Annotated in this window: 22 protein-coding genes and 1 tRNA gene; 13 read left to right on the top strand and 10 right to left on the bottom strand. The window is 58.1% G+C overall.

The features are described 5' to 3' along the window. Positions 1-91 precede the first annotated feature (91 nt). A complete protein-coding gene (locus tag RZ517_RS18400) occupies positions 92-277 on the top strand; it encodes a DUF2924 domain-containing protein (protein ID WP_422395545.1) in 186 nt (61 codons plus the stop codon). Continuing rightward, positions 270-1,895 (top strand): recombinase family protein, encoded by a 1,626-nt coding sequence (locus RZ517_RS14000; RefSeq protein ID WP_338548795.1) that lies wholly within the window; start codon positions 270-272, stop codon positions 1,893-1,895. The genes RZ517_RS18400 and RZ517_RS14000 overlap by 8 nt, the downstream gene beginning before the upstream one ends. A 170-nt stretch (positions 1,896-2,065) precedes the next feature. On the opposite strand, the gene RZ517_RS13995 is transcribed toward RZ517_RS14000, so the two are convergent. The 7 genes from RZ517_RS13995 to RZ517_RS13965 all read right to left on the bottom strand — a co-directional run bounded on the left by RZ517_RS13995 (position 2,066) and on the right by RZ517_RS13965 (position 7,592). Beyond that, positions 2,066-2,140 (bottom strand) — tRNA-Glu (locus tag RZ517_RS13995). Positions 2,141-2,241: 101 nt separating this feature from the next. After that, positions 2,242-2,727: a bacterioferritin gene (gene bfr, locus RZ517_RS13990; RefSeq protein WP_338548794.1), complete on the bottom strand. Its 486-nt coding sequence runs from the start codon at positions 2,725-2,727 to the stop codon at positions 2,242-2,244. Further along, entirely contained in the window at positions 2,694-2,969 is a 276-nt protein-coding gene (locus tag RZ517_RS13985; RefSeq protein WP_422395544.1) for a (2Fe-2S)-binding protein, read from the bottom strand. The genes bfr and RZ517_RS13985 overlap by 34 nt, the downstream gene beginning before the upstream one ends. A gap of 115 nt (positions 2,970-3,084) precedes the next feature. Continuing rightward, entirely contained in the window at positions 3,085-4,827 is a 1,743-nt protein-coding gene (recJ, locus tag RZ517_RS13980; protein WP_338548793.1) for a single-stranded-DNA-specific exonuclease RecJ, read from the bottom strand. Then, positions 4,824-5,783 (bottom strand): class II fructose-bisphosphatase, encoded by a 960-nt coding sequence (gene glpX, locus RZ517_RS13975; RefSeq protein WP_338548792.1) that lies wholly within the window; start codon positions 5,781-5,783, stop codon positions 4,824-4,826. The genes recJ and glpX overlap by 4 nt, the downstream gene beginning before the upstream one ends. A 72-nt stretch (positions 5,784-5,855) precedes the next feature. Further along, positions 5,856-7,142, bottom strand: coding sequence for a homoserine dehydrogenase (locus RZ517_RS13970; protein ID WP_338548791.1), 1,287 nt, complete (start codon positions 7,140-7,142; stop codon positions 5,856-5,858). Positions 7,143-7,256: 114 nt separating this feature from the next. Continuing rightward, positions 7,257-7,592: a hypothetical protein gene (locus tag RZ517_RS13965; RefSeq protein WP_338548790.1), complete on the bottom strand. Its 336-nt coding sequence runs from the start codon at positions 7,590-7,592 to the stop codon at positions 7,257-7,259. A 79-nt stretch (positions 7,593-7,671) separates the two neighbouring features. On the opposite strand from RZ517_RS13965, the gene RZ517_RS13960 reads away from it, so the two are divergent. Then, positions 7,672-8,268 carry a TetR/AcrR family transcriptional regulator gene (locus RZ517_RS13960; RefSeq protein ID WP_338548789.1) on the top strand — a complete coding sequence of 199 codons (597 nt, stop codon included), beginning with the start codon at positions 7,672-7,674 and terminating at the stop codon, positions 8,266-8,268. A gap of 36 nt (positions 8,269-8,304) precedes the next feature. Then, complete coding sequence (locus tag RZ517_RS13955; RefSeq protein WP_338548788.1) at positions 8,305-8,793, top strand: hypothetical protein; 489 nt, start codon at positions 8,305-8,307, stop codon at positions 8,791-8,793. Here the strand turns inward: RZ517_RS13955 and RZ517_RS13950 are convergent. From RZ517_RS13950 to RZ517_RS13940, 3 genes are read right to left on the bottom strand one after another with little or no spacing between them, the layout of a single operon-like run. Further along, the gene (locus RZ517_RS13950) at positions 8,790-9,422 is read right to left on the bottom strand and encodes a TadE/TadG family type IV pilus assembly protein (protein ID WP_338548787.1); all 633 of its coding nucleotides are present in this window, start codon (positions 9,420-9,422) and stop codon (positions 8,790-8,792) included. The genes RZ517_RS13955 and RZ517_RS13950 overlap by 4 nt on opposite strands. Beyond that, the gene (locus tag RZ517_RS13945) at positions 9,422-9,958 is read right to left on the bottom strand and encodes a TadE/TadG family type IV pilus assembly protein (protein WP_338548786.1); all 537 of its coding nucleotides are present in this window, start codon (positions 9,956-9,958) and stop codon (positions 9,422-9,424) included. Before RZ517_RS13945 ends, RZ517_RS13950 begins: the two co-directional genes overlap by 1 nt. Beyond that, on the bottom strand, positions 9,955-11,862 hold the full coding sequence (locus RZ517_RS13940) for a TadE/TadG family type IV pilus assembly protein (protein ID WP_338548785.1): 1,908 nt from the start codon (positions 11,860-11,862) through the stop codon (positions 9,955-9,957). Before RZ517_RS13940 ends, RZ517_RS13945 begins: the two co-directional genes overlap by 4 nt. Positions 11,863-12,179: 317 nt before the next feature. On the opposite strand from RZ517_RS13940, the gene RZ517_RS13935 reads away from it, so the two are divergent. The 9 genes from RZ517_RS13935 (at position 12,180) to rpoD (ending at position 23,969) form a co-directional block, all read left to right on the top strand. Then, positions 12,180-13,613 carry a Glu/Leu/Phe/Val family dehydrogenase gene (locus tag RZ517_RS13935; RefSeq protein WP_338548784.1) on the top strand — a complete coding sequence of 478 codons (1,434 nt, stop codon included), beginning with the start codon at positions 12,180-12,182 and terminating at the stop codon, positions 13,611-13,613. A gap of 68 nt (positions 13,614-13,681) precedes the next feature. Next, positions 13,682-14,236: a DUF6151 family protein gene (locus RZ517_RS13930; RefSeq protein WP_338548783.1), complete on the top strand. Its 555-nt coding sequence runs from the start codon at positions 13,682-13,684 to the stop codon at positions 14,234-14,236. Between the two features lie 231 nt (positions 14,237-14,467). After that, a complete protein-coding gene (locus tag RZ517_RS13925; protein WP_338548782.1) occupies positions 14,468-15,721 on the top strand; it encodes a sarcosine oxidase subunit beta family protein in 1,254 nt (417 codons plus the stop codon). Between the two features lie 50 nt (positions 15,722-15,771). After that, positions 15,772-16,032: a sarcosine oxidase subunit delta gene (locus RZ517_RS13920; RefSeq protein WP_338548781.1), complete on the top strand. Its 261-nt coding sequence runs from the start codon at positions 15,772-15,774 to the stop codon at positions 16,030-16,032. Continuing rightward, positions 16,029-18,959, top strand: a complete 2,931-nt coding sequence (locus RZ517_RS13915; protein WP_338548780.1) for a sarcosine oxidase subunit alpha family protein — start codon at positions 16,029-16,031, stop codon at positions 18,957-18,959. The genes RZ517_RS13920 and RZ517_RS13915 overlap by 4 nt, the downstream gene beginning before the upstream one ends. Continuing rightward, a complete protein-coding gene (locus RZ517_RS13910; RefSeq protein WP_338548779.1) occupies positions 18,952-19,500 on the top strand; it encodes a sarcosine oxidase subunit gamma in 549 nt (182 codons plus the stop codon). The genes RZ517_RS13915 and RZ517_RS13910 overlap by 8 nt, the downstream gene beginning before the upstream one ends. 43 nt (positions 19,501-19,543) lie before the next feature. Further along, positions 19,544-19,876, top strand: coding sequence for a hypothetical protein (locus RZ517_RS13905; protein ID WP_338548778.1), 333 nt, complete (start codon positions 19,544-19,546; stop codon positions 19,874-19,876). Between the two features lie 55 nt (positions 19,877-19,931). Beyond that, on the top strand, positions 19,932-21,869 hold the full coding sequence (dnaG, locus tag RZ517_RS13900; protein WP_338548777.1) for a DNA primase: 1,938 nt from the start codon (positions 19,932-19,934) through the stop codon (positions 21,867-21,869). 114 nt (positions 21,870-21,983) lie between these two features. Next, on the top strand, positions 21,984-23,969 hold the full coding sequence (gene rpoD, locus RZ517_RS13895) for an RNA polymerase sigma factor RpoD (protein ID WP_338548776.1): 1,986 nt from the start codon (positions 21,984-21,986) through the stop codon (positions 23,967-23,969). The last annotated feature ends 54 nt before the right edge of the window (positions 23,970-24,023 follow it).

Below are 24,023 nucleotides of genomic sequence, written 5' to 3'. Positions count from 1 at the left end.
TGGAGCCTACCCCACGAAGGCGAGGTGACTTCTCAATCAGTTTGACTTAGGAAGTCCCCGTCGAAAAACAACGGATGTCCCTGTAGGAACTGTGTTTTTGCGTGAGTGGAATGGGCGCACCTATCGCGTTGAAGCTGTTGAAAGCGGCTTCGTCATGAATGGCAAGCACTACAGATCTTTGTCGAGCGTTGCCAAGCGCATCACCAGCGCTCATTGGTCCGGTGCACGGTTTTTTGGCCTTCACATAGCGCAAGCAAGAGACGCCATAGATGCCTAAGGTCCGCTGCGCCATCTATACCCGGAAGAGCACCGAGGAGGGGCTCGACCAGGAGTTCAACTCGCTTGATGCGCAGCGCGAAGCGTGTGAGGCCTATATCGCCAGTCAGCGACATGAGGGGTGGGTTCTGCTTCGAGATCACTACGATGATGGCGGCATCTCAGGTGGTCATTTGGATCGCCCAGCGTTGCAACGGCTGATGGAGGATGTCGACGAGAATCGCGTGGATCAGATCGTTGTCTACAAGATCGACAGACTAACGCGGTCGCTTGCTGACTTCGCAAAACTTGTGGATCGCTTGGACGCTGCTGGCGCATCGTTCGTATCGTTCACGCAATCCTTCAATACGGCAACGAGCATGGGGCGATTGACGCTGAATGTTCTGTTGAGCTTCGCACAATTTGAGCGAGAGGTTACGGCCGAACGTATCCGTGACAAGATCGCCGCTTCCAAAAAGAAGGGATTATGGATGGGAGGCTATGTGCCTCTTGGGTACGATGCGGACGGACGCACGCTTGCGATCAACCAGACAGAGGCGACAACGATTATAGCACTCTTCAATCTTTATGACGAGCATCACGCCTTGAACGTCGTCACCAGCATAGCGACAGAGCAGGGTCTTCGATCAAAGCGTTACACGACCGGTTCTGGCCGCAGGACCGGTGGCAATCAGATGACACGAGGGCATATCCACAAGATCCTCACTAACCCGCTCTATGCCGGACGCATCGCCCATAAGGGTGAGGTGTATGACGGTCAGCACCCAGCGATCATCGATGCAGACCGGTGGGAGCGGGTTCAACAGATGTTGCAAGGGCAGGCATCGCGTCCGCGAAAGCGGCTGAACGGCGTGTGCGATATCTCACTTCTGATGGGAAAACTCTTTGACGTCTCTGGCGAGCGATTGACACCATCCCATAGCAAAAAGGGCAAAAGGCGATACCGCTACTACATCTCCCAATCGCTGCGAGAACAGCGCGTCGCGGACATAACGACACCAACCTGGCGCCTGAGCGCGAAACCATTGGAGGCGCAGATAGAGACCGAAATCCTGTCGCATCTCAAACGCGCGCTTCCGCGTGGTTTGATCCAAAATGTTGATGGAAACGCCATCGCGATGCGTCTGATGGACTTGGAGGCAGGGGAGTTCAGCCCCCTAGACTATCTCGCTAAGGTCTCCTTGGCACCAGGTAAACTAACTATCGAGCTGGATGTGAGGCAGATCGCGGCATGGGCCGGTGTAAACACGGATAAGCTCAATACCGAATATCTAGAGTTTGAGACAACCTTCACGCTACGGCGTCGGGGAGTTGAGACCAAACTTCTGTTCGAAGGTGACAAACCTCAACGCGATGAAACGCTGCTAAAGAATATCGCGCGTGGGCACCGTCTTCTGCAGGAGATCAAACGCGGCAAGAGCTTTCGCGAAATTGCCATCGCCGAAGGATTGTCTAACAAACGCGTTCATCAAATCCTTGAGTTTGCGTTCTTTTCCCCGGCTGCCGTTCAGATGGTGCTGGACGCAAAGCAACCTAACTTCCTAACCACGGATTGGGTGCTCAAAAACGAAATCCCAGGTAATTGGTTGGACCAAGCGCAACTCTTTGCCATCGGCTGACGCCGGAACTCACCAAACTGGAAATGTGAAAAAGGCAGAGCGAGACACGTCGCTTAAAAGCCGCTAATCCAGCGCTAACAATAGTCTCACAAGCACAACCCGCGAAACAGGCGTTTGAAAACACGGCACAAAACGTGGCCAGAAAAGAAATGTGCACTGTCTGGGGTGGGTGGCAGCCCGTAGGGGAATCGAACCCCTCTTTCCAGGTTGAAAACCTGGCGTCCTAACCGATAGACGAACGGGCCATGCCTTGGCGTGAGGCGTTTCCTAGGGAAAACCGGGGCATTGCGCAAGGGGGATTCGCAAAAAACCGCGGTTTTCCCGCGTTGAAAATCGGACGTGCGGGTTACTCCGCCTCATCCATCTTTGACGCGTTCAGATGGGCATAGTTTTCGGGTCCGATTTTATCCAGAAGGTCGAGCTGAGTTTCCAGGAAATCTATGTGGCCTTCTTCGTCGCGCAGCAAGCTGTCAAAGAGGTCTTTTGAGACATGATCGCCGATCTTGTCGCAATGTTCTCGGGCTTCCTTATAGAGCGCTCGAGCCTCGTGTTCCGCCGCCAGATCACACTCAAGGGTTTCTTTGGGGGTTTGACCGATGCGCAGGGCGTCCAGTTTCTGCAGGTTGGGGTGGCCTTCGAGAAAGATGATGCGCTCCATCAGCTTATCGGCGTGATGCATTTCCTCAATGCTTTCCTCGCGACTCTTTTTGGCCATGTGGCCGAGGCCCCAGTCCTCCTGCAGTTTGTAGTGCAGCCAGTACTGGCTGATCGCGGTCAATTCGCTGCGCAGGGCCGCGTTCAAATAGTCGATAACTTTACTGTCGCCTTGCATTCTCTTTTTTCCTGTGTTGATCCGCATCTTAAGTTGCGGAGTTCCATGGGGACTTCCAAATTGGGATTGCTGCGCATTGTGGCCAGAAAGAGCGGCATGCATCCGCCGCAATCCGCCGATTTTCCTAGCGCTTTGTACACTTTGCCGGGTGTGATCAGCGTGGTGCGATCAGAGGCCCGCATCCAGTCGATGGCGGCGTGAACATCGCGGTCGGTGATGGTTTGGCAGTGACAGATAATCATGTGACGGTCCACACGGTTGCGATTGCATGTGCTTATTCCTGACTAATAAGATCAGGAAAGTCAATTCTGACAATTTTACTAAGCCAATCTGTCGCAGGCTTGCAGTAAGCTTTCGTCAAGCGAGGGCAGCATCTTCCAGCCGCAGTTGCACGGTCTGGCGGCCACCCCAGGTGTTGATGTCGAGACGTCCGGCGAGGTGAAAACGCGCACCGCCATGCTGTTCCAGGGCTTGGCCCAGAGGGGTGTCAAATGCGCCAAAGGCGATGGCGTCGAGGGTTGGGCCGGTGCCGTCGCCAAAGCGCAGCTTGAGATGGCTGTCGCCCACACGTTTGGCAAAGCTGATGCCTTGGTCAGCAAAGGCATAGCGGGGGCCGGGCGCGCCTGCGCCGAAAGGGCCAGCGGCCTCAATCTGTTCGACAAGCTCGGTTGTGGCCCCACCGGGCATCAGCAACCCGTCCAGTCGCAAATCAGCCGGGCCTGATTGGCCCGCGCCCTGTTTCGCCAGAAGCTCGGAGAGCCGGTCCATGGCGGCCTCAAGTTTTTCTCGTGCCACGGTCAGACCAGCGGCCATTTTGTGTCCACCGCCTTTGATCAAAAGGCCTTCCGCCGTCAGTTTCTGGATCGCATGTCCCAGATCGACGCCTGAGACTGAGCGCCCCGAACCTTTGCCTTCGTCACCGTCGAAGCCTATAACAATAGCAGGGCGGTTGGTGGCCTCTTTCAGGCGTGAGGCGACGATGCCGACAACCCCGGGATGCCAGCCGTCTCCGGCGGCCCAGACAAGTGGCTTGTCCAGCCCGCGCTCTTCGGCCTGATCCAGTGCGGCGGCGCGAACACCTGCTTCAACATCTTGCCGTTCTGCATTGAGTTCGTTGAGTTTTTCGGCCAGAGACTTGGCTTCATGGAGGTCATTGCACGCCAGAAGACGCGCCCCCAGATCGGCGCGCCCGACACGCCCCCCGGCATTCACGCGCGGTCCAAGAACAAAGCCGAGGTGATAGGTATTGGGCGCGGCATCAAGCCGGGCCACATCGGACAGCGCCACAAGCCCTGGGCGGGCGCGGTTGGCCATCACGGACAGACCGGTGCGCACAAAGGCGCGGTTCACATCGCGCAGCGGGGCCACATCTGCGACCGTTGCCAGCGCCACGAGGTCGAGCATGGCCATGAGGTCGGGGCCTTGCTTGCCTGCCTCACGCAGTTGGCGGCCTGCCTCGACCAGCATAAGGAACACGACAGCCGCAGCGCAGAGATGCGCCAGTTCGCCGCTCTCGTCCTGACGGTTAGGGTTCACCACGGCCAAAGCAGGCGGCAGGGTTTCACCGCCCAGATGGTGATCCAGCACGATCACGTCCGCGCGCTTTGCCGCGGCCAGAGCATCGTGGCTGAGTGTGCCGCAATCAACACAGAGGATCAGGTCATGCGCCGCCGCAAGTTCGGCCATGGCCGGGGCATTGGGGCCATAGCCTTCGTCGATGCGGTCGGGCACATAGAGGGTTGCCGTGCGCCCCATCTGACGCAGCCAGTCGATGAGCAGGGCCGCTGAGGAGCCGCCATCAACGTCATAATCGGCAAAAACAGCGATTTTTTCTTTCGCATCTGCAGCCTGCAAAAACCGCGCAGCGGCAGCTTCCATATCCTTCAAACTGCGCGGATCCGGCATCAGGTCGCGCAGCTTGGGCGCAAGATAAGCCTCCGCCGCGTCGCTGGAGACACCCAGTCGGCTCAGGGTCTGGCACAAAGCGCGGGGCAGGGCGGTGGCCTGCGCCATGGCCTCGGCCAGCCGATCCGTCTCGGGCGAGGGTCCGACCCATTGTCGGCCCGTCAGGGAAGAGGTGACGCCAAGAAAGCCGGTCACGCGACCGGGTGGCGGCAGGTCATGACACGGCGTTCCCCGGTGGAGGAGCGCAGGAGAAGCGTTTGTGTCTCAATATACCCCGCACCGGGCTTCAAACCAGCCACAAGCGAGCCTTGGGTCACGCCCGTGGCGGCAAAGATCACGTCCGATGAGACCAACTCGTCGCGGTTGTAGACGCGGTCAAGATCGGTGATCCCCGCCTTGGCGGCGCGGCCTTTTTCGTCGTCATTACGGAACAAGAGGCGTCCCCAGATCTGACCGCCCAGACATTTCAAGGCGCCTGCGGCAAGAACACCCTCAGGTGCGCCGCCAGAGCCCATATACATGTCGATGCCTGTGACCTCAGGGTCAGTGCAATGCATGACGCCGGCCACGTCGCCGTCACCGATGAGATAGACCGCGGCGCCGGTGCCGCGCAGCGCAGCGATGGTGTCTTCGTGGCGGGGGCGTTCCAGCACACAGACCGTGATGCCCGCAGGTGCGCAGCCTTTGGCCTTGGCCAGGGCTGTGACGCGCTCATCCGGCGACATTTCAAGTGAGACCACGTCCTTGGGGTAGCCCGGACCAATGGCCAGCTTGTCCATATAGACATCCGGCGCGTGTAGCATCGTGCCACGCGGCGCCATTGAGATCACGGTCAGCGCGTTGGGCATGGCCTTGGCGGTGATGGTGGTGCCTTCCAGCGGATCCAGCGCGATGTCAACGGCGGGGCCGGACCCGCTGCCCACTTCCTCTCCGATATAGAGCATCGGAGCTTCGTCTCGTTCGCCTTCGCCAATGACCACAGTGCCGGCGATGTCCATCTTGCCCAGCTCTTCGCGCATGGCGTTCACGGCGGCCTGATCGGCGGCTTTCTCATCGCCATGTCCGATCAGAGGGCGACAGGCCAATGCGGCTTGTTCGGACACGCGCGCCAGAGCCAGCGAAAGTGTGGCGTCATCAAAGTCTTGGGTCATAAAAGCTCCTTCGGGCTCAAATCGCAAAAAGCATTAGCTGCCGGTCAGCCGTTACACAAGGAAAAGGGTGGGTTAAACGCTTTCGATCCTGAGTGCCACAGGGGCACCGGCGAGGACATCCAGGCTGGTCATCTCGGTCAACGCCTCATCCAGGGCTGCAGGGGCGGTTTTGTGGGTCACAATCAGGACAGGCGCGGTTTCATCATCATGACGGTACTGCCGCATCCGGTCGATGGACACGCCCGCGTTGCCCAGAATGGTGGCGACCTTGGCCAAAGCGCCGGGTTTGTCATGCAGGGCCATGCGCAGGTAGTAGGGTACAGGTGTGGCTGCCGTGGCAGGAGACGTCTCTGCCAGTTCACTGGCCGGAATGCCAAAGGTTGAAATGCGGAACCCACGCGCGATATCAATCACATCGCCCATCACCGCGCTGGCGGTTGGCCCCATGCCTGCACCCGGACCGCGCAGCACGACCTGCTCCACCGCGTCGCCTTCGAGTACGACCATGTTGGTGCCGCCTTCGAGCTGACCCAGAGGGCTGGTGTCGGGCACAAGGCAAGGCGACATGCGCTGTTCCAGTCCACGCCCGGTTTTTCGCGCCACACCAAGCAATTTGATGCGATAGCCCATGTCAGCGGCCTGATGGATGTCCTCGATGGTGATGTTCTGAATGCCTTCCAGCGAGACACCGTCGAAATCCACCTGCGTGCCAAAGGCAATGGAGGCGAGCAGGGCCAGCTTGTGCCCGGCATCAATGCCACCCACGTCGAGGGTAGGGTCTGCCTCCAGATAGCCCAGTTGATTGGCCTCCTCAAACACCTCGTCATAAGGCAGGCCCGCACTTTGCATCCGTGTCAGGATGTAGTTGCAAGTGCCGTTCATCACACCCATAACGCGGGTGATTTCGTTGCCAGCCAACCCTTCGGTCAGGGATTTGATCACCGGAATGCCACCCGCAACAGCCGCCTCAAAGCGCAGAACTTGTCCGGCATTTTCAGCGGCCTGTGCTAAACTATTGCCGTGCAGCGCGAGAAGCGCCTTGTTGGCGGTGACAACGTCCTTGCCCGCGGCAATGGCGGCTTCGGTCGCGGCTTTGGCCGGGCCATCCGAACCGCCCATGAGTTCGACAAACACATCCACGTCTTCGCGTGTGGCCAGTTTGACCGGGTCATCTTCCCAGTCATAGCCGGACAGCGACACGCCGCGATCTTTGTCGCGGGAGCGGGCGGAAACTGCGGTTATCTCAATGGCGCGTCCTGCACGCTGTGCCAGCAGGTTTGCCTTTTGGCGCACAATTTTCACCACGCCGGTGCCGACAGTGCCCAATCCGGCAATCCCAAGACGAAGAGGGGCGGTCATGGCAGTCTCCATATTCTGGACGCGTTGCAGATGTGGGCGATGTACCGCGCCCGGCGCGCGCATGCAACGCGGGTTTTCGCGCTGCATTCAGGGCGCGTGTGTTTGCCGGTCAGATCATCCTTCTGCGGGGATGTCAGGCTTTTGCTCAAGCCGGGCGCGCGCCGATCTATTCAGTACGGTGCCACGCAGGCGGTTGGCGCGGCTGCGCAATGCGGCAACACGCGCCTCCAACGTGGTGGTGGTTGTGTCGGTGACCTGCTGTGCCGGAGCGTCCGCGCGAAGAACCTCGACGGGCACAAGTGCCGGGAAGTTTCCGTTGCGTGCCTCTGTGCTGACGCTTTGGTTCAGGTCCGGGAACTGCGTGCATCCCGCAACAGCAATAAACCCGCACAAGATGACGGTTCGGCGGAGAGCATGACATGCAGCACGGATTTTCGGTTCGGAACGCATGTTCGTGTCATGCCATTAGATTGGGGGCGCAGGCAAGCGGGGCTTTTATTTGAACATATGTTCAGTTAAGCCTGTCATCATGGCTCGTACACAAGGTTCTCATTCTGATATCACTGGTCCCAAGGTGCGCGATGCCGCGCTTCGGCTTTTTGCGAGACATGGGTTCGCGGCGGTCTCGATGCGCCAAATCGCGACCGAAGTGGGCGTACAGGCCGGGGCGCTTTATAACTACACACCTGACAAACAAAGCCTTTTGTTCGATCTGCTGAAGGGTCATATGGACGATCTTCTGGCAGGTTGGTCTCAAGAGGCTGCGCATGTCGATGTCACAGATCCTGCTGCGGCGCTCGAAGCCTTCACCCGGTTTCATATTCGCTTCAACACACAGCGGGCCGATGCGGTGTTCATTTCCTACATGGAGCTGCGCAATCTGAGCCCGGAGAATTTTGACGCCATCGGTGCGTTGCGACGGGACTATGAGTCGTCCTTGGAGGAGATCTTGCGGCGTGGCGCGCAGGCGGGTGTGTTTGTGGTGCAGGAGCCACGCATCACGGCCATGGCGTTGATTGCAATGCTGACGGGGGTTAACACCTGGTTCCGCGAGCAGGGGCGGCTTTCGCGGCCCGAGGTCGAAACGCTGTATTGGAACCTGGTACGTCACTCTGTGGGGACTTAGAGACATGGCAAGAGCGAGAGCCAGACAGGATTACACATGACGTCCAATTCAGAAGTTCTGGTGGTTGTGCGCGCCTCTCCGGGACGTAGAGTGCTGGGTGTCGGTGCTTTGGCTCTATTGGGCCTGTTGGCGGTCTATGTCGCGATGGCGCGACCCCCAGGGGCTCTGTTATGGCAGATGTTTCTGGTGGTGATTGGTGGCCTGGCGCTGTGGATGGCGGACGCGATGCGCCGCGCCACGGCGCTTGCGGTGGAACTGACGCGCGAGGGGTTGCGCACCAGTGATGGAGAGATGATCGCTCGTCTCGAAGACATTGACAGCCTGGATCGCGGCATTTTCGCGTTCAAACCGTCCAATGGATTTCTCATCAAGCTCAAACAGAAAGCCCCGGCGCGGTGGCGTCCGGGGCTTTGGTGGCGCATGGGCAAGCGTGTGGGCATCGGAGGTGTCACACCGGGCGCACAATCGCGGGCCATGGCCGATATCGTCACCGCGCTTATACGCGGTGACATTGAGTTGGATTAAGAGTTACTTGCGGCGTCGTCGTCGTCGCTGGTGTCTGTGGTTCCGTCATTTGCCGGGGCACAGATCCCTTCATAGCACACTTGAGGCGCAAACCGGATTGACGTGAACATCCTCGTATCAACAAGCAGACGGTCAAGGGCGATGCCGAAGAGAGGTTCGTAGAACGAATTGGACTCGACCACAATGATCTGATCGCCGTGGTCCACAATCGGCAAGCGATCATGATCGTCTTCCACGTCTGAGGTTTCCAACTGTTCCAATGTAAATTCCTGGCCGCGAATTTCCGACCAGACTATTTCATAGATGTCTTCGATCTGATCGTATTGAACCACGGACACCCGGATCTGGTTGGCACCTTCGTCATTTGAAATTGCGTCGAACATCGTCAACGCATTGTCCATGTAGACGGATGTCAGTCCAGCCTGTGATGTCTCGCGAGAGATCATGTCGGCGATGGCATAAGTCGCCTTTTCCCGTGCGCTTTTGTAACGGTGCACTTCGAAGAATTCGAACGTTGCGGCTGTTGCCCAAAAGAGGAGCGGAATTGCGATCACGGATTCGACTGTAAACGACCCGCGTGTTTCGTTCCAGAAACTGCGCATTGCGACTTTAAAACGCGCATACAACATCAGATTGGCTCCTGTACGAAGGCAGTCATTGATACGATTGCCGATTGACCAGCCCCGTCAGTTTGCAATGCTGACCCCAACACTTCATCGGGGAAGAGCGGGTCATATTTGTAGCACGCACGCAGCAGCATCAACTGGTTCTGCTGACCGGGTGTAAATGTGCGTACAGGCCGAGCTTCCTCGGATTGGTCGGTGCAGTCCACTTCTGTGTCCAAAGAGTTGAATGCAAACAGGTTGGCAGAGTCCATTTCCAGACGCAGGTTGTCTTCGCAGTTCACAACAAGCAGAGCATTGTCACAGACAATCTGCTTGATTTCATCGTGCTGTGGCGCAGTGCCTGTTCCCAGACGAAGCTCGCGTACGGCGATGTCCATACCGCGTTCGATCATTGTGTGCCGCATGGTGATGAAGCCCAGTTCGACCGACATCACGATAAAGGACAGGTAGATGGGGAAGAGGAGAACGAACTCGATTGTTGCGTTCCCGTCTTCCTCCCGGGCCGTGCGGCCCAGGAGAGAGCGGAATTTGCGTATCATTGTGTCAACCTCAGCGATTGCACGTTGCCCGCGATGGAGCTGAAGGCGGCTGAAATATCCACTCCGTCCACGCGGTAGTAATGCGTGAAGGATGTTGCACAGTTCTTGAGTGCAGTTTCAGCCGTTCCACCTTCGCCAATCTCAAAACCGATCGTGTAGATCACCACACCATTGGTCTTGGCCGCGGTGCAGACGTTCGACATACGCGTGTCTTTTTTGGAGCCACTGATGTTACTGCCCGACGCTTCGTATTCGTCGTCCGGCGTGCGGTCACCTGTCAGGTCACCATACTCGTCCGGAGACATAAGGCCCCAGGCCTCTTCCCACGGAATGCGGCGGCGCGAGATGAACTCATCGACTTCGTCGTCAAGTTCTACAAAAGTGACGCCGTCGATCTTTTGGCCGGTTTCCGCGTTGATGTAGTAGCGGCCGTCAAAGAGCTCATCGACAACATCATCGCAGTTTGTTGAGCTGTCGTTGTCACATGGTGGAAGTGGCGTATCGTCCAGGTCGTCACCAGGTCCGGTCAAGAGACCTGGAGGATAGTGATCATCAACATCGCGAATGAAGTAGTTTGTGTAGTCCACGGACTTGTACTCGCAAAGCCAGTCTGGGTAAGCGCTGGAGCAAAGGTACTCGTAGCTTGAGCTATAAGACCGGTAATTCGCATTGTAGCGATAGTAGACGTAATAGAATTCTTCGTCTGAATACCGAACTTTGAACACTTCCGAGTCGGGCCCACGATAGTCGCTGTTTTCTGGCAAGAAGTAGGTCGTTGTGTTCTTGCCATCGCCCATCATGACGATGGCCTTCACAGTATCCCCTTCGGTGTAGTCAACCGGAACACGATCCAGGGCAGCATCCATGTGATTCGACGCAATCAACGACGTGGTCACATCGCGGAAGCTTGGGTCCAACAGGGCGGCACCCCATTTGATTCCAAGGCTGCCGGTGGTGTTCCCATCTGCGATCAGGTTGTTGATTGTAGTGTGCAGTTGGGTTTCACTCGCCGAAAACGGCTTAATGCGATACCCATCTTCAGTATAGCATGAGCGCCATGGCCCGTTCAGGTCGTTAAAATCCCCGAAGCGCGATGTGTAAATTGCCTGCCGAATGGGCTGCAGGGTGATGTCAGATGTCGCAGCCGCGGCGTCAGTGACCAGCGCGGTGCTGTTGTAATCGTCGTCGTCAAACACCAGGCAATTCGAGTAGTCGTGTGTTTCGTCAACCAGCAGAGCGTCATAGATTTCTTGCGAAGGTGCCACCGAGGTGCTGAAGGGCACAACAGAAATCACAGCGTTGTTTTCATCCGCTGAGTTGAGAATGGTTGTCACAAAATCGCGTGCAGCTGTGCGCAGGTTGCCGATTTTGTTGTTGTTGTTCATCGAATTCGACACGTCGAGGACGAGCGCGATCTCCAGCTTCGGAATGCGCGTCTCGGCGGTTGCGGCGGCAAGCGCGGTGAGGCTCTCAACACCTGACAGCTTCATCAGGTAAGTGTCCATCGTCATCTCGGCACTGGCGTGCACGCTGGAGGCGTTGAGCGATGTTTGTACGTCGCCCTCTTCGAATGCGTTCAAGAATTCGGACATTTCCGCTTTGGCGAAATAGTCTTGCACGATGGCTTTGGGATCTTCGCCAAACGGTGCGCCGGCACCGGCCAGCACGGCTGCGTCAAGAGTGGCCTGCAGACGGGCGCGTTCCATCTCGAAACGCATCATGTCAATGCCGATGCCAGCCATGACAAGCATGAACATGAAGATGAAAAGCGTCAGGATCGTTGCGGCGCCTTCTTCGGCTTTGCGGAATGCACACGCAATTCGTTTGGTTGATTTCGTGATTAGGGACGACCGGGCACATGCACCCTTACGGCCCTTTTTGGTTGGTCCAGTATAAACCATCATAATGACACCTCAGTGGGGCGGATTTCGCCCCTGTAAACGGAATTCGACGTAGCGTTTATCGTAGAGGTCTGTGTTCAAATTATGGCGCAGGGCCTTTAAAATAGGTAGGATTGAAGCGTCTCTGCTCTACAAAACGACACGAAATCTGTTTTTGTTTTCGCTGCGGAGACAAAGCCGTGGTTCACGACTTTGAGGGCGGTTTTCTTCGAGATCCCCAGTTTGTGTTGCTGGACAAATGCCCGTTCTCCATTAACGATGTAGTGAAAAGCGCCAGATAGAAGCAGCTTGCCTAAATAACGCGAAGGGAGGAGAACCCAATGAACGCGCCCATAAAAGAACCAAGCTTTCGGGAAAGTGTGGATCTCATGTTCAACCGCGCCGTGTCGCTGATGGACTTGCCACCTGGGTTGGAAGAGAAAATTCGCGTGTGCAACGCGACTTACACCGTGCGTTTTGGCGTGCGATTGCGTGGACAAATCCATACCTTCACCGGGTATCGCAGCGTGCATTCGGAACATATGGAGCCGGTCAAGGGCGGTATTCGCTATGCCATGGGCGTGAACCAGGATGAGGTCGAGGCGCTTGCCGCGCTCATGACCTATAAATGTTCTCTGGTGGAAGCACCCTTTGGTGGCTCCAAGGGCGGGTTGCGGATTGATCCGCGCGAATGGGACGATCATGAACTTGAATTGATCACACGCCGGTTTGCCTACGAACTGGCCAAGCGTGACCTTATTCACCCGTCGCAAAATGTCCCAGCCCCCGACATGGGCACGGGCGAGCGCGAGATGGCGTGGATCGCGGATCAGTATCGGCGCATGAATACAACCGATATCAACAGCCGGGCTTGTGTCACGGGAAAACCTGTCAATGCCGGTGGCATTCAGGGCCGGACCGAGGCCACGGGGCGCGGCGTTCAATATGCGTTGCAGGAATTTTTCCGTCACCCCGAAGACATCAAGGCGGCCAAGCTGAGCGGCACGTTGGATGGCAAACGGGTGATTGTGCAGGGCCTTGGCAATGTGGGGTATCACGCCGCGAAATTCCTGCAAGAGGAAGATGGCTGTGTCATCACCGGGATCATCGAGCGCGACGGCGCGCTGTTCAATGAAAAGGGTCTCGACGTCGAAGCGGTGCGCAACTGGATCATGAAACATGGGGGTGTGACGGGCTTTCCCGATGCGGCACATCAGGCCGAAGGCGCGGCTGTGTTGGAACAGGACTGTGACATTCTGATCCCGGCGGCACTTGAGGGCGTGATCAACATGGGCAATGCGGACCGGATCAAGGCGCCGCTGATCATCGAGGCCGCAAACGGCCCTGTGACAGCGGGTGCCGATGATGTGCTGCGCGAAAAAGGCACCGTCATTATCCCGGATATGTATGCGAATGCTGGGGGCGTGACCGTGTCTTACTTTGAATGGGTCAAAAACCTCAGCCATATTCGCTTTGGCCGGATGGGTCGCCGTCAGGAAGAGGCGCGCCACCAGTTGATCGTGGATGAGCTTGAACAACTGAGTGCCGACAAAGAACTGGGTTGGACCCTGACACCGGGTTTCAAACAGAAATACCTGCGCGGCGCAGGGGAGCTTGAGCTTGTGCGCTCGGGCCTCGATGACACGATGCGCACGGCCTATCAGTCGATGCGCGAGGTCTGGCATGAGCGGGATGATGTGACCGACCTACGTACGGCGGCGTACCTTGTGGCCATTGAAAAGGTGGCGGCAAGCTATCGTGCGCTCGGTCTCTGAGCGCTGGTGTGGTGCCCGGTGACGTCTCTCATACGTGCCGTTGCGGTGCCACAAAAACGATAATCCACGTGCCCGCCTTTGCGGCGGGCACGCGGCTAAGGTGCTATTGCGGGGATTGCCAGACAGCGGCGCGGCTCAATGATCCTGACCAGGATACGCTGGCCCCTGTGGGTGCATCCGATATCTGGCAGAGCACCCCAGACCGAATGACGTTTCTGCAAGGCGTTGAAAACCTTAAAATATATAAGTTGTCGCCGCGCGGAGGATATCGTTGGTATGCAATGTGCTGCGGCACCTTGATGTTCAGCACCCTACGCAACCTCAACGTGCCTTTCGTCAGCATACCGCTTCGCCAGCCGGAGGTAGAAGAGGCTGACACTGTATTGGGGCAGGTGCGATGTCATGCCTTCGCCGAGAGCGCCCGTCCTGGCATGGGAGCGCCCGAAAAATCATCCGGTATGGTCAAGATTCTTGCTGCCGCGCTGAGTCGCGCCGTGCTGGCGCGCATGACCGGGCGGGGGCGCAAAAGCCCTTTGCGCCAATCCGACGGCGCACCCATCGCGCCTGTTGAAGTGATCACGCTTGAAACACGAAAGGCCGCGCGGCCAGATCATTTGAAGTAACCTGCACGCTTTGCGAACTTCGGCGCGTGTCGGTTTTGGCTCAAGAAATTGCCGCAACCGATTGCGCCCGCCTGCGCAAATTGCTTCACTCCGGTCCATGCACCAAAGCGTTTCGCCTTTAACCTGAGACATCAGCGAAAGGCGAAACGCGTGCAACGATTGAGTGTTGCGCTGCGTTTCGCGATCATCTGTGATTCAGGTTCATCGCGAAACGCTTTAAAGGAGAATGTGATGCGGTTTTCGGGGCTGCGTGTGATCAAAGAAGGGCTGACCGGCAACAAAGGCTGGTCAGCGCATTGGCGCGATCCCAGCCCCAAGGATGCCTATGACGTGGTGATAATCGGCGGCGGTGGGCATGGATTGTCGACGGCGTACTATTTGGCCAAGGAACACGGGATCACCAACGTGGCCGTGCTGGAGAAAGGGTATCTGGGGGGCGGGAATGTCGGACGGAACACGACGATTGTGCGTGCGAATTACTTTCTTCCAGGAAATTCAGAATTCTACAGCCATTCCTTAAAGCTCTGGGAGGGGCTCGAAGAGGACCTGAATTACAATGTGATGCACTCGCAGAGGGGCCAGATTGTGCTGTTCCATTCCGATGGACAGCGCGATACCGCCATCCGGCGGGGCAATGCGATGCGCAATCAGGGCGATGATGCGGAGCTTCTGAGCGTGGCGCAGTTGAGACGCATGGTACCTTATCTCGACTATGATCAGGCGCGGTTTCCGATCTACGGTGGTTTGCTGCAGCGGCGCGCGGGCACGGCGCGGCATGACGCCGTGGCCTGGGGCTATGCGCGCGGGGCGAGTGACCGGGGCGTGGACTTGATCCAGAATTGCGAAGTCACCGGCATTGACGTGGAATACGGCAAAGTGACGGGCGTTCAAACCTCGCGGGGTGCCATTCGCGCCAAGAAAGTCGCTATGATCACCGCCGGACGCTCCAGCCAGACCGCCGCCATGGCCGGGATGCGCCTGCCGATTGAAAGCCACGTGTTGCAAGCCTTTGTCACTGAAGGGCTGAAGCCCTGTATTGACCATGTCATCAGTTTTGGCATGGGGCATTTCTATATCAGCCAGTCGGACAAGGGCGGGCTGGTCTTTGGTGGGGATTTGGACATGTACGCCTCTTATGCCGCACGCGGTAACCTGCCTTTGGTGGAGCATGTAATGGAAGCGGGCATGACGCTTATGCCGATGATCGGACAGGCCAAGGTGCTGCGCAGCTGGGGCGGGATCATGGATATGAGCCCTGATGGCTCCCCCATCATCGATAAGACCCATATCGACGGGCTCTACCTCAATTGCGGCTGGTGCTACGGCGGGTTCAAGGCGGTTCCGGCATCCGGGCACTGCATGGCACATCTGGTGGCGACGGGCACCCCGCATAAAGCCGCCGCGCGGTTGCGGCTGGATCGGTTCCGGACAGGCTATGGTCTGATGGACGAGGAGGGCACCGGTGCACAGCATAACTTGCATTAGAGCGTTTGTATGTTCGTGTGGTTTTCCCAGAAGAAGCAGGGGGTTGTGAGATGAGGATCACATGCCCTATCTGCGGAGAGCGTGACCGCCGAGAATTCTATTACTCTGGTCACGCGCTGGCCTTGGATCGACCGGCAGAGGATGCCGGAGCAGAGGCGTGGGATGATTATGTCCACAATCGCGACAACCCCTGCGGTGAGACGCGCGACTTGTGGTATCACGAGATGGGATGTGGCGCGTGGGTTGTGGTCACGCGCAACACCGCCACGCATGAGGTGATCGCAACGCAACTGGCAGAGGATACGTCATGAGGTTGGACGGGGCGGGCCTCCTTGATCGCAGCCGGCGGATTGGATTTTCCTATGACGGACGGCGGTATCTCGGGTTTTCCGGAGATACGCTGGCCTCAGCGCTTTTAGCCAATGATATCAAGGTTGTGGCGCGGTCTTTTAAATATCACCGCCCGCGTGGCATCTTCACTGCTGGTAGCGAGGAACCCAACGCGCTGGTCACATTGGGGCGCGGTGCGGGGCAAGAGCCTAATGCGCGCGCTACCATGGTGGAACTGTCAGAGGGGCTGGAAGCGTACAGCCAGAATTGCTGGCCCAGCGTGGATTTCGATGTGATGTCGGTCAATGACCTCTTTGCCCCCTTTCTGGGCGCGGGATTTTACTACAAGACCTTCATGTGGCCCAAAGCTTTATGGGAAAAACTCTATGAGCCAGTAATCCGTCGCGCGGCGGGTCTGGGCACGCTCAGCCCAGAGGCGGCGCGGCAGAAGTATGACAAGGCCCATGCGTTCTGCGACCTTCTGATCATCGGGGCTGGACCTGCGGGGCTTATGGTAGCGTTGACTGCAGCAGAGGCCGGGGCGGATGTGATCCTGACGGAGGAAGACATGCGTGTGGGCGGGCGGCTCAACGCCGAACGGGAGGAGGTTGAAGGTCAACCGGGAAACCTCTGGGCAGAAATGATTTTTAAGCGCCTGTCAGAGATGCCAAACGTTCGCGTGATGACGCGCACCGCCGTGGTCGGCGCCTATGATCAGGGCACTTATGGCGCGTTGGAACGCATGGCCCCCGAGGTGGCCGCACGATCCGGAGCACCAAAGGCGACGTTCTGGCGGATCGTGGCCAAGCGTGCGATTTTGGCGGCCGGTGCGATTGAGCGGCCCATCGCGTTCCCAAACAACGACCGCCCCGGGATCATGATGGCAGGTGCGCTGCGTGCCTATGTCAATCGCTGGCGGGTCAGCCCGGGTCAGCGTGTGGCGGTCTTTGCCAATTCTGATGCGGGCCATCGGACCGTGGCAGATTTGCAGGCAAAGGGCGTGCATGTGGCAGCTCTGATCGACGTGCGGCCGGATGCGGTGTGCAATCTTGGCCTCCCATTTTACCCCGGCGCGCAGGTCAGCAATGCTGAAGGCCGTCGTGCGCTTGAGGCCATCACCATAGAGCAAGACGGTGAGGTCGAGAAAATACAGACCGATTGTCTGGCCATGTCCGGCGGCTGGAACCCGTCTGTGCATCTCAGCTGTCACATGGGCGGGCGTCCAGTTTGGGACGAGCGCATCGCGGCCTTTGTCCCGGTTGAGGGGGCCATTCCCAGCATGACAGTGGCAGGGGCGGCGAAAGGCATTTTTTCGACTGCGGGCTGTCTGCAAAGCGGGGTGGAAGCGGCGCAGGCTGTTCTTGATGATCTTGGGATCAAGCGTGCGAAGGCCAAACTGCCCAAAGCTAAGGATGGCGCCTATGAGATTACACCGCTGTGGTCTGTGCCGGGCAAGGGCCGCGCCTGGCTGGACTTTCAGAATGATGTGACGGTCAAGGATGTGAAACAGGCTGCGATTGAGAATTTCCGTTCCGTCGAGCATATGAAACGCTACACCACACAGGGCATGGCCCCGGATCAGGGCAAGAACTCCAACATCGCGGCGCTGGCTGTTCTGGCGGATGCAACGGGGCAGGGGATTCCTGAAACAGGCACAACCACTTACCGCCCGCCTTTCATCCCCGTGCCTATCGCCGCATTAGGCGCGGGCGGACAGGGTAAAAGCTTTGCGCCCGAGCGGTTCACCACCTCACATGACCGCACTATCGCACTCGGCGCGCCGATGATCGAAGCCGGGTTGTGGTATCGGCCCAGCTATTTTCCGCGGGCTGGTGAAGAACATTGGCGACAGTCTTGTGACCGCGAGGTGCGGATGGTCCGCGACGCGGTCGGTATTTGCGATGTCTCAACGCTGGGCAAGATCGACGTGCAGGGGCCGGACGCCGGAGCGTTTCTTGATTTTGTCTACACCGGCATGATGTCAACGCTGAAAGAGGGCCGGGTGAAATATGGCCTCATGCTGCGCGAAGACGGGCATGTCATGGATGACGGCACCTGCGCACGTCTGGGGCCGGAACACTTCCTGGTCACAACCACTACGGCCGCGGCGGGGCAGGTGATGCGGCATCTCGACTTCGTTCAACAGGCGTTTTGTGCCAAAATGGCAGTGCGCTTTGTGTCCGTGACGGAGCAATGGGCGCAGTTCGCCGTAGCGGGGCCCAAATCACGTGCATTGCTGGAAGACATGCTGGGGCAGAAGCTCGATGATACCACTTGGCCCTTTATGGCCTGCGGACATGTCTCAATCGGGGATATACCTGCGCGGCTCTTCCGTATCTCGTTTTCCGGTGAGCTGGCGTATGAACTGGCTGTGCCCACTCGCTACGGGGCGGCGCTCTTTGATGCGCTTCTGTCTCGTGCCGAGACGCTGGATGGCGGTCCATACGGGATGGAAGCCCTCAATGTTATGCGCATTGAGAAAGGGTTTGTTACCCACGCCGAGATTCATGGTCGCGTGACCGCGTTTGATATTGGCATGCAGGGGATGATGAGTCGCAAGAAGGATTTCATCGGCAAAACGATGGCCGCCCGTCCCGGATTGATGGATGAGGCGCGTGAGCAGATGGTCGGGCTGAAGTCCATCGGCACGGTCAAGCAACTCCTTTCGGGCGCACATCTCTTTAACCCTGACGCTGAGGCGCAGAGCGAAAACGATCAGGGCTACATCACCTCAGTTGGGTTTTCCCCAGAGCTTGGGCACATGATCGGGCTGGGTTTCTTGAAAAATGGTCGCGCGCGGCTTGGGGAACAGGTGCGCATGGTCGAGCATCTCAACGGCGTCTCGACGCTCTGCGAGGTGGTGGACCCGGTGCAGTTCGATGCCAAGGGAGGGCGGATGCGTGGTTAAGCTTGAGCCGACAACGCACTTGCAGGGCGCGACGCCCGTCGAGGTGGGCACGATGGTGGTGCAAGAGGTGACCGACCTTGGGGCAGTTACCTCGGTTGCGCCTTATCCGGGTCGACAGAAAGCTGTGTCCGATTTGTTGAAAAAGGCACATGGGATCACCTTTCCCAAGCCAAACATGTTATTGCCGGGCAAAAAGGCGAGTTGCCTTTGGTTCGGACGCGACATGGCGCTTTTGATCGGGGTGGAACCGGACCCGGCACTGGCTAAGGAGGCCGCGTTGACGGATCAGTCGGATGCCTGGGCGGTGCTTTCGCTGCGCGGCGAGGGAATTGAAGAGGTGCTGGCGCGGCTTTGCCCGATCGACACGCGGCTGAGGCAATTCCCGATCAACAGCACGGCCCGCACGGAAGTGGCGCATATGATGAGCTCGCTTACCCGGATGTCTGAGACCGAGTTCCAGCTGATGATCTTCCGCGCCTTTGCCCGCACAGCGCTGCATGAGATCACTGACGCGATGGAAGGGGTTGCGGCGCGTGGCTGAGCCTGCCAAAGTCGCAAAAAATGAGGCGTGAGGGACCAGTAATATGCCACGTATCGCAATCGCGCTCGGCGCGGGGGTGCTTATCGGCGCGATAAGCCCTGCATTGGCAAGTGACGAAAAACAAAAAGAAACCTGCTCTGTGACGGCCGGAATCGTGTCGCAGGCTGTCGCTGAACGTGCTGGCGGAGCAGATGTCAACGCCGTCAAAGACGGGTTCATGACGGGCGACTCAGCCGTGGCGGAGAAATATCAACCCACTGTCGGACCATTGGTGGATTGGGTGTACACGTTAGAGGCAGAGGTGATTGCCGAAGATGGCGCCGACAAAACCATCGGCGCGACTTACGAGAAAAGCTGTTTGGGCTACGATCCCTGAGAATACTCTGCGGATGCGCCTTGGCGAGCGGCCAGTCTTGCCGCATATATAGTCCATGAGCCTGCCACCCGGATTCCTTGATGAGTTGCGCACCCGCACGTCGATCGTGCAGGTCGTGGGCCGCAAGGTCATGTGGGACACGCGCAAGTCCAATCAGGGCAAGGGCGATATGTGGGCACCGTGCCCCTTCCATCAGGAAAAAACCGCCAGCTTTCACGTCGATGATCGCAAGGGCTATTATTATTGCTTTGGCTGCCATGCCAAAGGTGATGCGATTTCGTTCGTGCGCGAGACTGAGAATGTCGAGTTCATGGAAGCGGTGCGCATTCTGGCCGGAGAGGCGGGGATGCAAATGCCCGAGCGGGATCCGCAAGCGCAGGAAAAGGCCGACCGGCGCACGCAGCTCGCCGAGGTCATGGAGGCCGCTGTGCGCCACTTTCGGCTGATGCTGAAAGCTGGCGCAGGGGCGGCGGCGCGAGATTATCTTGCGGGCCGGGGGCTGGATGAGGCCGCGCAAGAGCGGTTCGAGATCGGCTTTGCGCCCGACACCTGGCAAGGGCTTTGGGACGCGCTGAAGGGGAAGGGCATCGAGGATGATCTGATCCTGGGCTGTGGTCTGGCCAAGCCGAGTCAGAAGGGTGGCAAGCCATATGACACGTTTCGTGGGAGGATCATGTATCCGATCCGAGACCCACGCGGGCGCTGCATCGCCTTTGGTGGCCGCGCGATGGACCCCAACGACAACGCCAAATACCTCAACAGCCCCGAGACCGAGCTTTTTGACAAATCCCGCACGCTCTACAATCACGGGCCTGCGCGTGAGGCAGCGGGCAAGGGGCAGTCTTTGGTGGTGGCCGAGGGGTACATGGATGTCATCGCCCTGGCCCAAGCCGGGTTTTGCGCCAGCGTCGCCCCTCTGGGCACGGCTGTGACCGAGCATCAGCTGGCGATGCTCTGGCGTATTGCCGACGAGCCGATTATCGCGCTGGATGGTGACACGGCGGGTCTGCGCGCGGCGCACCGGGTGATTGACCTTGCGCTGCCGCTCTTGGAGGCCGGTAAGTCCCTGCGCTTTGCCATAATGCCCGAGGGTAAGGACCCAGATGATCTCTTGCGGTCTGACGGGGCTGGGGCGGTGCAAAAGCTGCTCGATCAGGCGCTTCCGATGGTGCAGCTTTTGTGGCACCGCGAGACCGAAGGGCAAAACTTCGACAGCCCCGAACGCAAGGCGGCGCTCGACAAGGCACTACGCGAAAAGATCAAACTCATTCGCGATCCCTCGATCCGCAGCCATTATGGGCAAGCAATCAAGGACCTGCGCTGGCAGCTTTTCAATCCGCGTCGTCAGGGCGGGGGTGCGGGCCGTTGGAAGAAACAAGAGCCGGTGCGTGCCAGCACCAAGTCATCTTTGCTGGCCGCATCTCGCGAGGAAAATCAGGTGGAATTGCGTGAAGCAGTGATCCTGGCCACGCTCATTCGCACACCTTCGATTTTCGAGGAATTTGAGACCGCACTGGAGGGGTTAAGCTGTGCGGCGCCGCACCTGTCGCAGATACGCGGCGCGATGCTTCGTTACGATCCGCATGGGCCAAAGGAACTTTTTGACCATCTGACTGCTGATTTAGGCGAAGAGGCGGTTGAAAAGCTTCTCACGCTTCCCCATGTCGCCTTGGTGCCCCCCGTGCGTCGCCCGGGGGACATTGATATTGCGCGTATGACAGTAACCGAAACCCTGGCCAAACTCGTGACAGAGCAAGGGCTTGCGGCCGAGATTTCCGAGGCGGAACAGGATCTGGCTGGCGTGGCGGATGAGGCGGTCACCTGGCGTCTGAGTGAAGCTGCGGAAGCGCGCAACAAGGCTTGGAAAAGCCAGAATGAGGACCGCACCGAGTATGACAAGGGCGACAACGGCGCCCAGGTCAGCCGGTCGGAAAAGGAACGATTTGATGCGCTGCTGGAGCAAATTGGGTTTGGAAAAGCGTCTGATCGGTAACGATTCGCTAGGATTATTCGAAAAATAAGGGATATCTGTTTGCGAATCACTCATTCGCACTGTTGATTCGGAATACGCGAATCACCCTTGTGCAACGGGATGCAGGAGAGCTGAATGGCCGCCAAAGACACTGACGACGCCAAGCCGGAAGACCAGGACTCGGAAATCTCGCTCGATATGAGCCAGGCTGCGGTCAAGAAAATGATCGCCGAGGCGCGTGAGCGCGGCTTTATTACCTATGATCAACTGAACAAGGTTTTGCCGCCGGATCAGGTGTCTTCTGAGCAAATCGAAGACGTCATGTCGATGCTCAGCGAGATGGGTATCAACATCATCGAAGAAGAAGAGGCCGAAGAAGAAGAGGCCAAATCCACCGCCGTGGCCGAGATTGGCCGCAAGGGCGAGATCACGCTTGGCTCGGGTAAGGAAGAAAAGCTCGATCGCACGGACGATCCGGTGCGCATGTACCTGCGCGAGATGGGCTCGGTCGAATTGCTCAGCCGCGAAGGCGAGATTGCCATTGCCAAACGCATCGAGGCCGGCCGCAACACGATGATTGCGGGCCTCTGCGAAAGCCCCCTGACATTCCAGGCAATTACAATCTGGCGTGACGAACTTTTGGGCGAAGACATCCTGCTGCGCGATGTGATCGATCTTGAGACCACATTCGGCAACCAGATGGGTGACGAAGAGGGCGAACCGGTGGTGGAAGCCGCCAATATGACAAGCGCGCCCGCGGCCAAGCCCGAAGCCAGCTCCGAGCCGGAACTGGACGCTGATGGCAATCCGATTGTTGCCGATGATGACGACGATGACGATGAACAAGCCAATATGAGCCTTGCTGCGATGGAGGCCGCGCTCAAGCCGCGTGTGCTTGAAACGCTGGATCGCATCGCCGCCGATTACGAGAAACTCTCCGAAATGCAGGACAGCCGAATTTCGGCCACTCTGAATGAAGATGGATCTTTCTCGGACAAACAGGAAAAGACCTATCAAAAGCTGCGCGCCGAGATTGTTGAGCTGGTGAATGAGCTTCACCTGCACAACAACCGGATTGAAGCGCTGATTGACCAGCTTTACGGCATCAACCGCCGGATCATGGCGATCGACAGCGCCATGGTGAAACTCGCCGATCAGGCGCGCATCAACCGAAAGGAATTCATCGAGGAATACCGCGGGCGAGAGCTTGATCCCAACTGGCTTGACGACATGGCCAAGAAGGACGGCCGCGGCTGGAAAATGTTCATGGAGCGCAGCCCCGACAAGGTCGAGGAACTGCGCGCCGACATGGCCCAGGTTGGGCAGTATGTGGGCCTCGACATTCCTGAATTCCGCCGCATCGTGAACCAGGTGCAAAAGGGCGAGAAGGAGGCGCGTCAGGCCAAGAAGGAAATGGTCGAGGCGAACCTGCGCCTGGTGATTTCCATCGCCAAAAAGTACACGAACCGTGGCCTGCAATTCCTTGATCTTATTCAGGAAGGCAACATTGGCCTGATGAAGGCGGTGGACAAGTTCGAGTATCGCCGGGGCTACAAATTCTCGACTTACGCCACATGGTGGATCCGTCAGGCGATCACCCGGTCGATTGCCGACCAGGCCCGCACGATCCGTATTCCGGTGCATATGATCGAGACGATCAACAAGCTGGTGCGGACAGGGCGCCAGATGCTGCACGAAATAGGCCGCGAGCCGACGCCGGAAGAGCTGGCCGAAAAGCTGCAGATGCCGCTTGAGAAGGTCCGCAAGGTGATGAAAATCGCCAAAGAGCCGATTTCTCTGGAAACGCCCATTGGCGACGAGGAAGACAGCCAGCTTGGGGATTTCATCGAGGACAAGAATGTGATCCTGCCTTTGGATTCGGCAATTCAGGACAACCTGAAGGAAACCACAACCCGGGTGCTGTCATCCCTCACGCCCCGCGAAGAACGCGTGCTGCGCATGCGCTTTGGCATCGGCATGAACACCGACCACACATTGGAAGAAGTGGGCCAACAGTTCAGCGTGACCCGCGAACGCATCCGCCAGATTGAGGCCAAGGCGCTGCGCAAGCTGAAACATCCGAGCCGGTCGCGGAAGTTGAGGAGCTTCTTGGACCAGTAAGGCGCTGTTGTTGGTTCGGACTTCGGTGTGATTACTCCATTTGTTGTAGTCGTT

Source organism: Roseovarius sp. S88 (assembly GCF_037023735.1).
Lineage (GTDB): Bacteria > Pseudomonadota > Alphaproteobacteria > Rhodobacterales > Rhodobacteraceae > Roseovarius > Roseovarius phycicola.
Note: the sequence above shows the minus strand (reverse complement) of the source record. Positions and strands in the feature narration are given on the sequence as shown.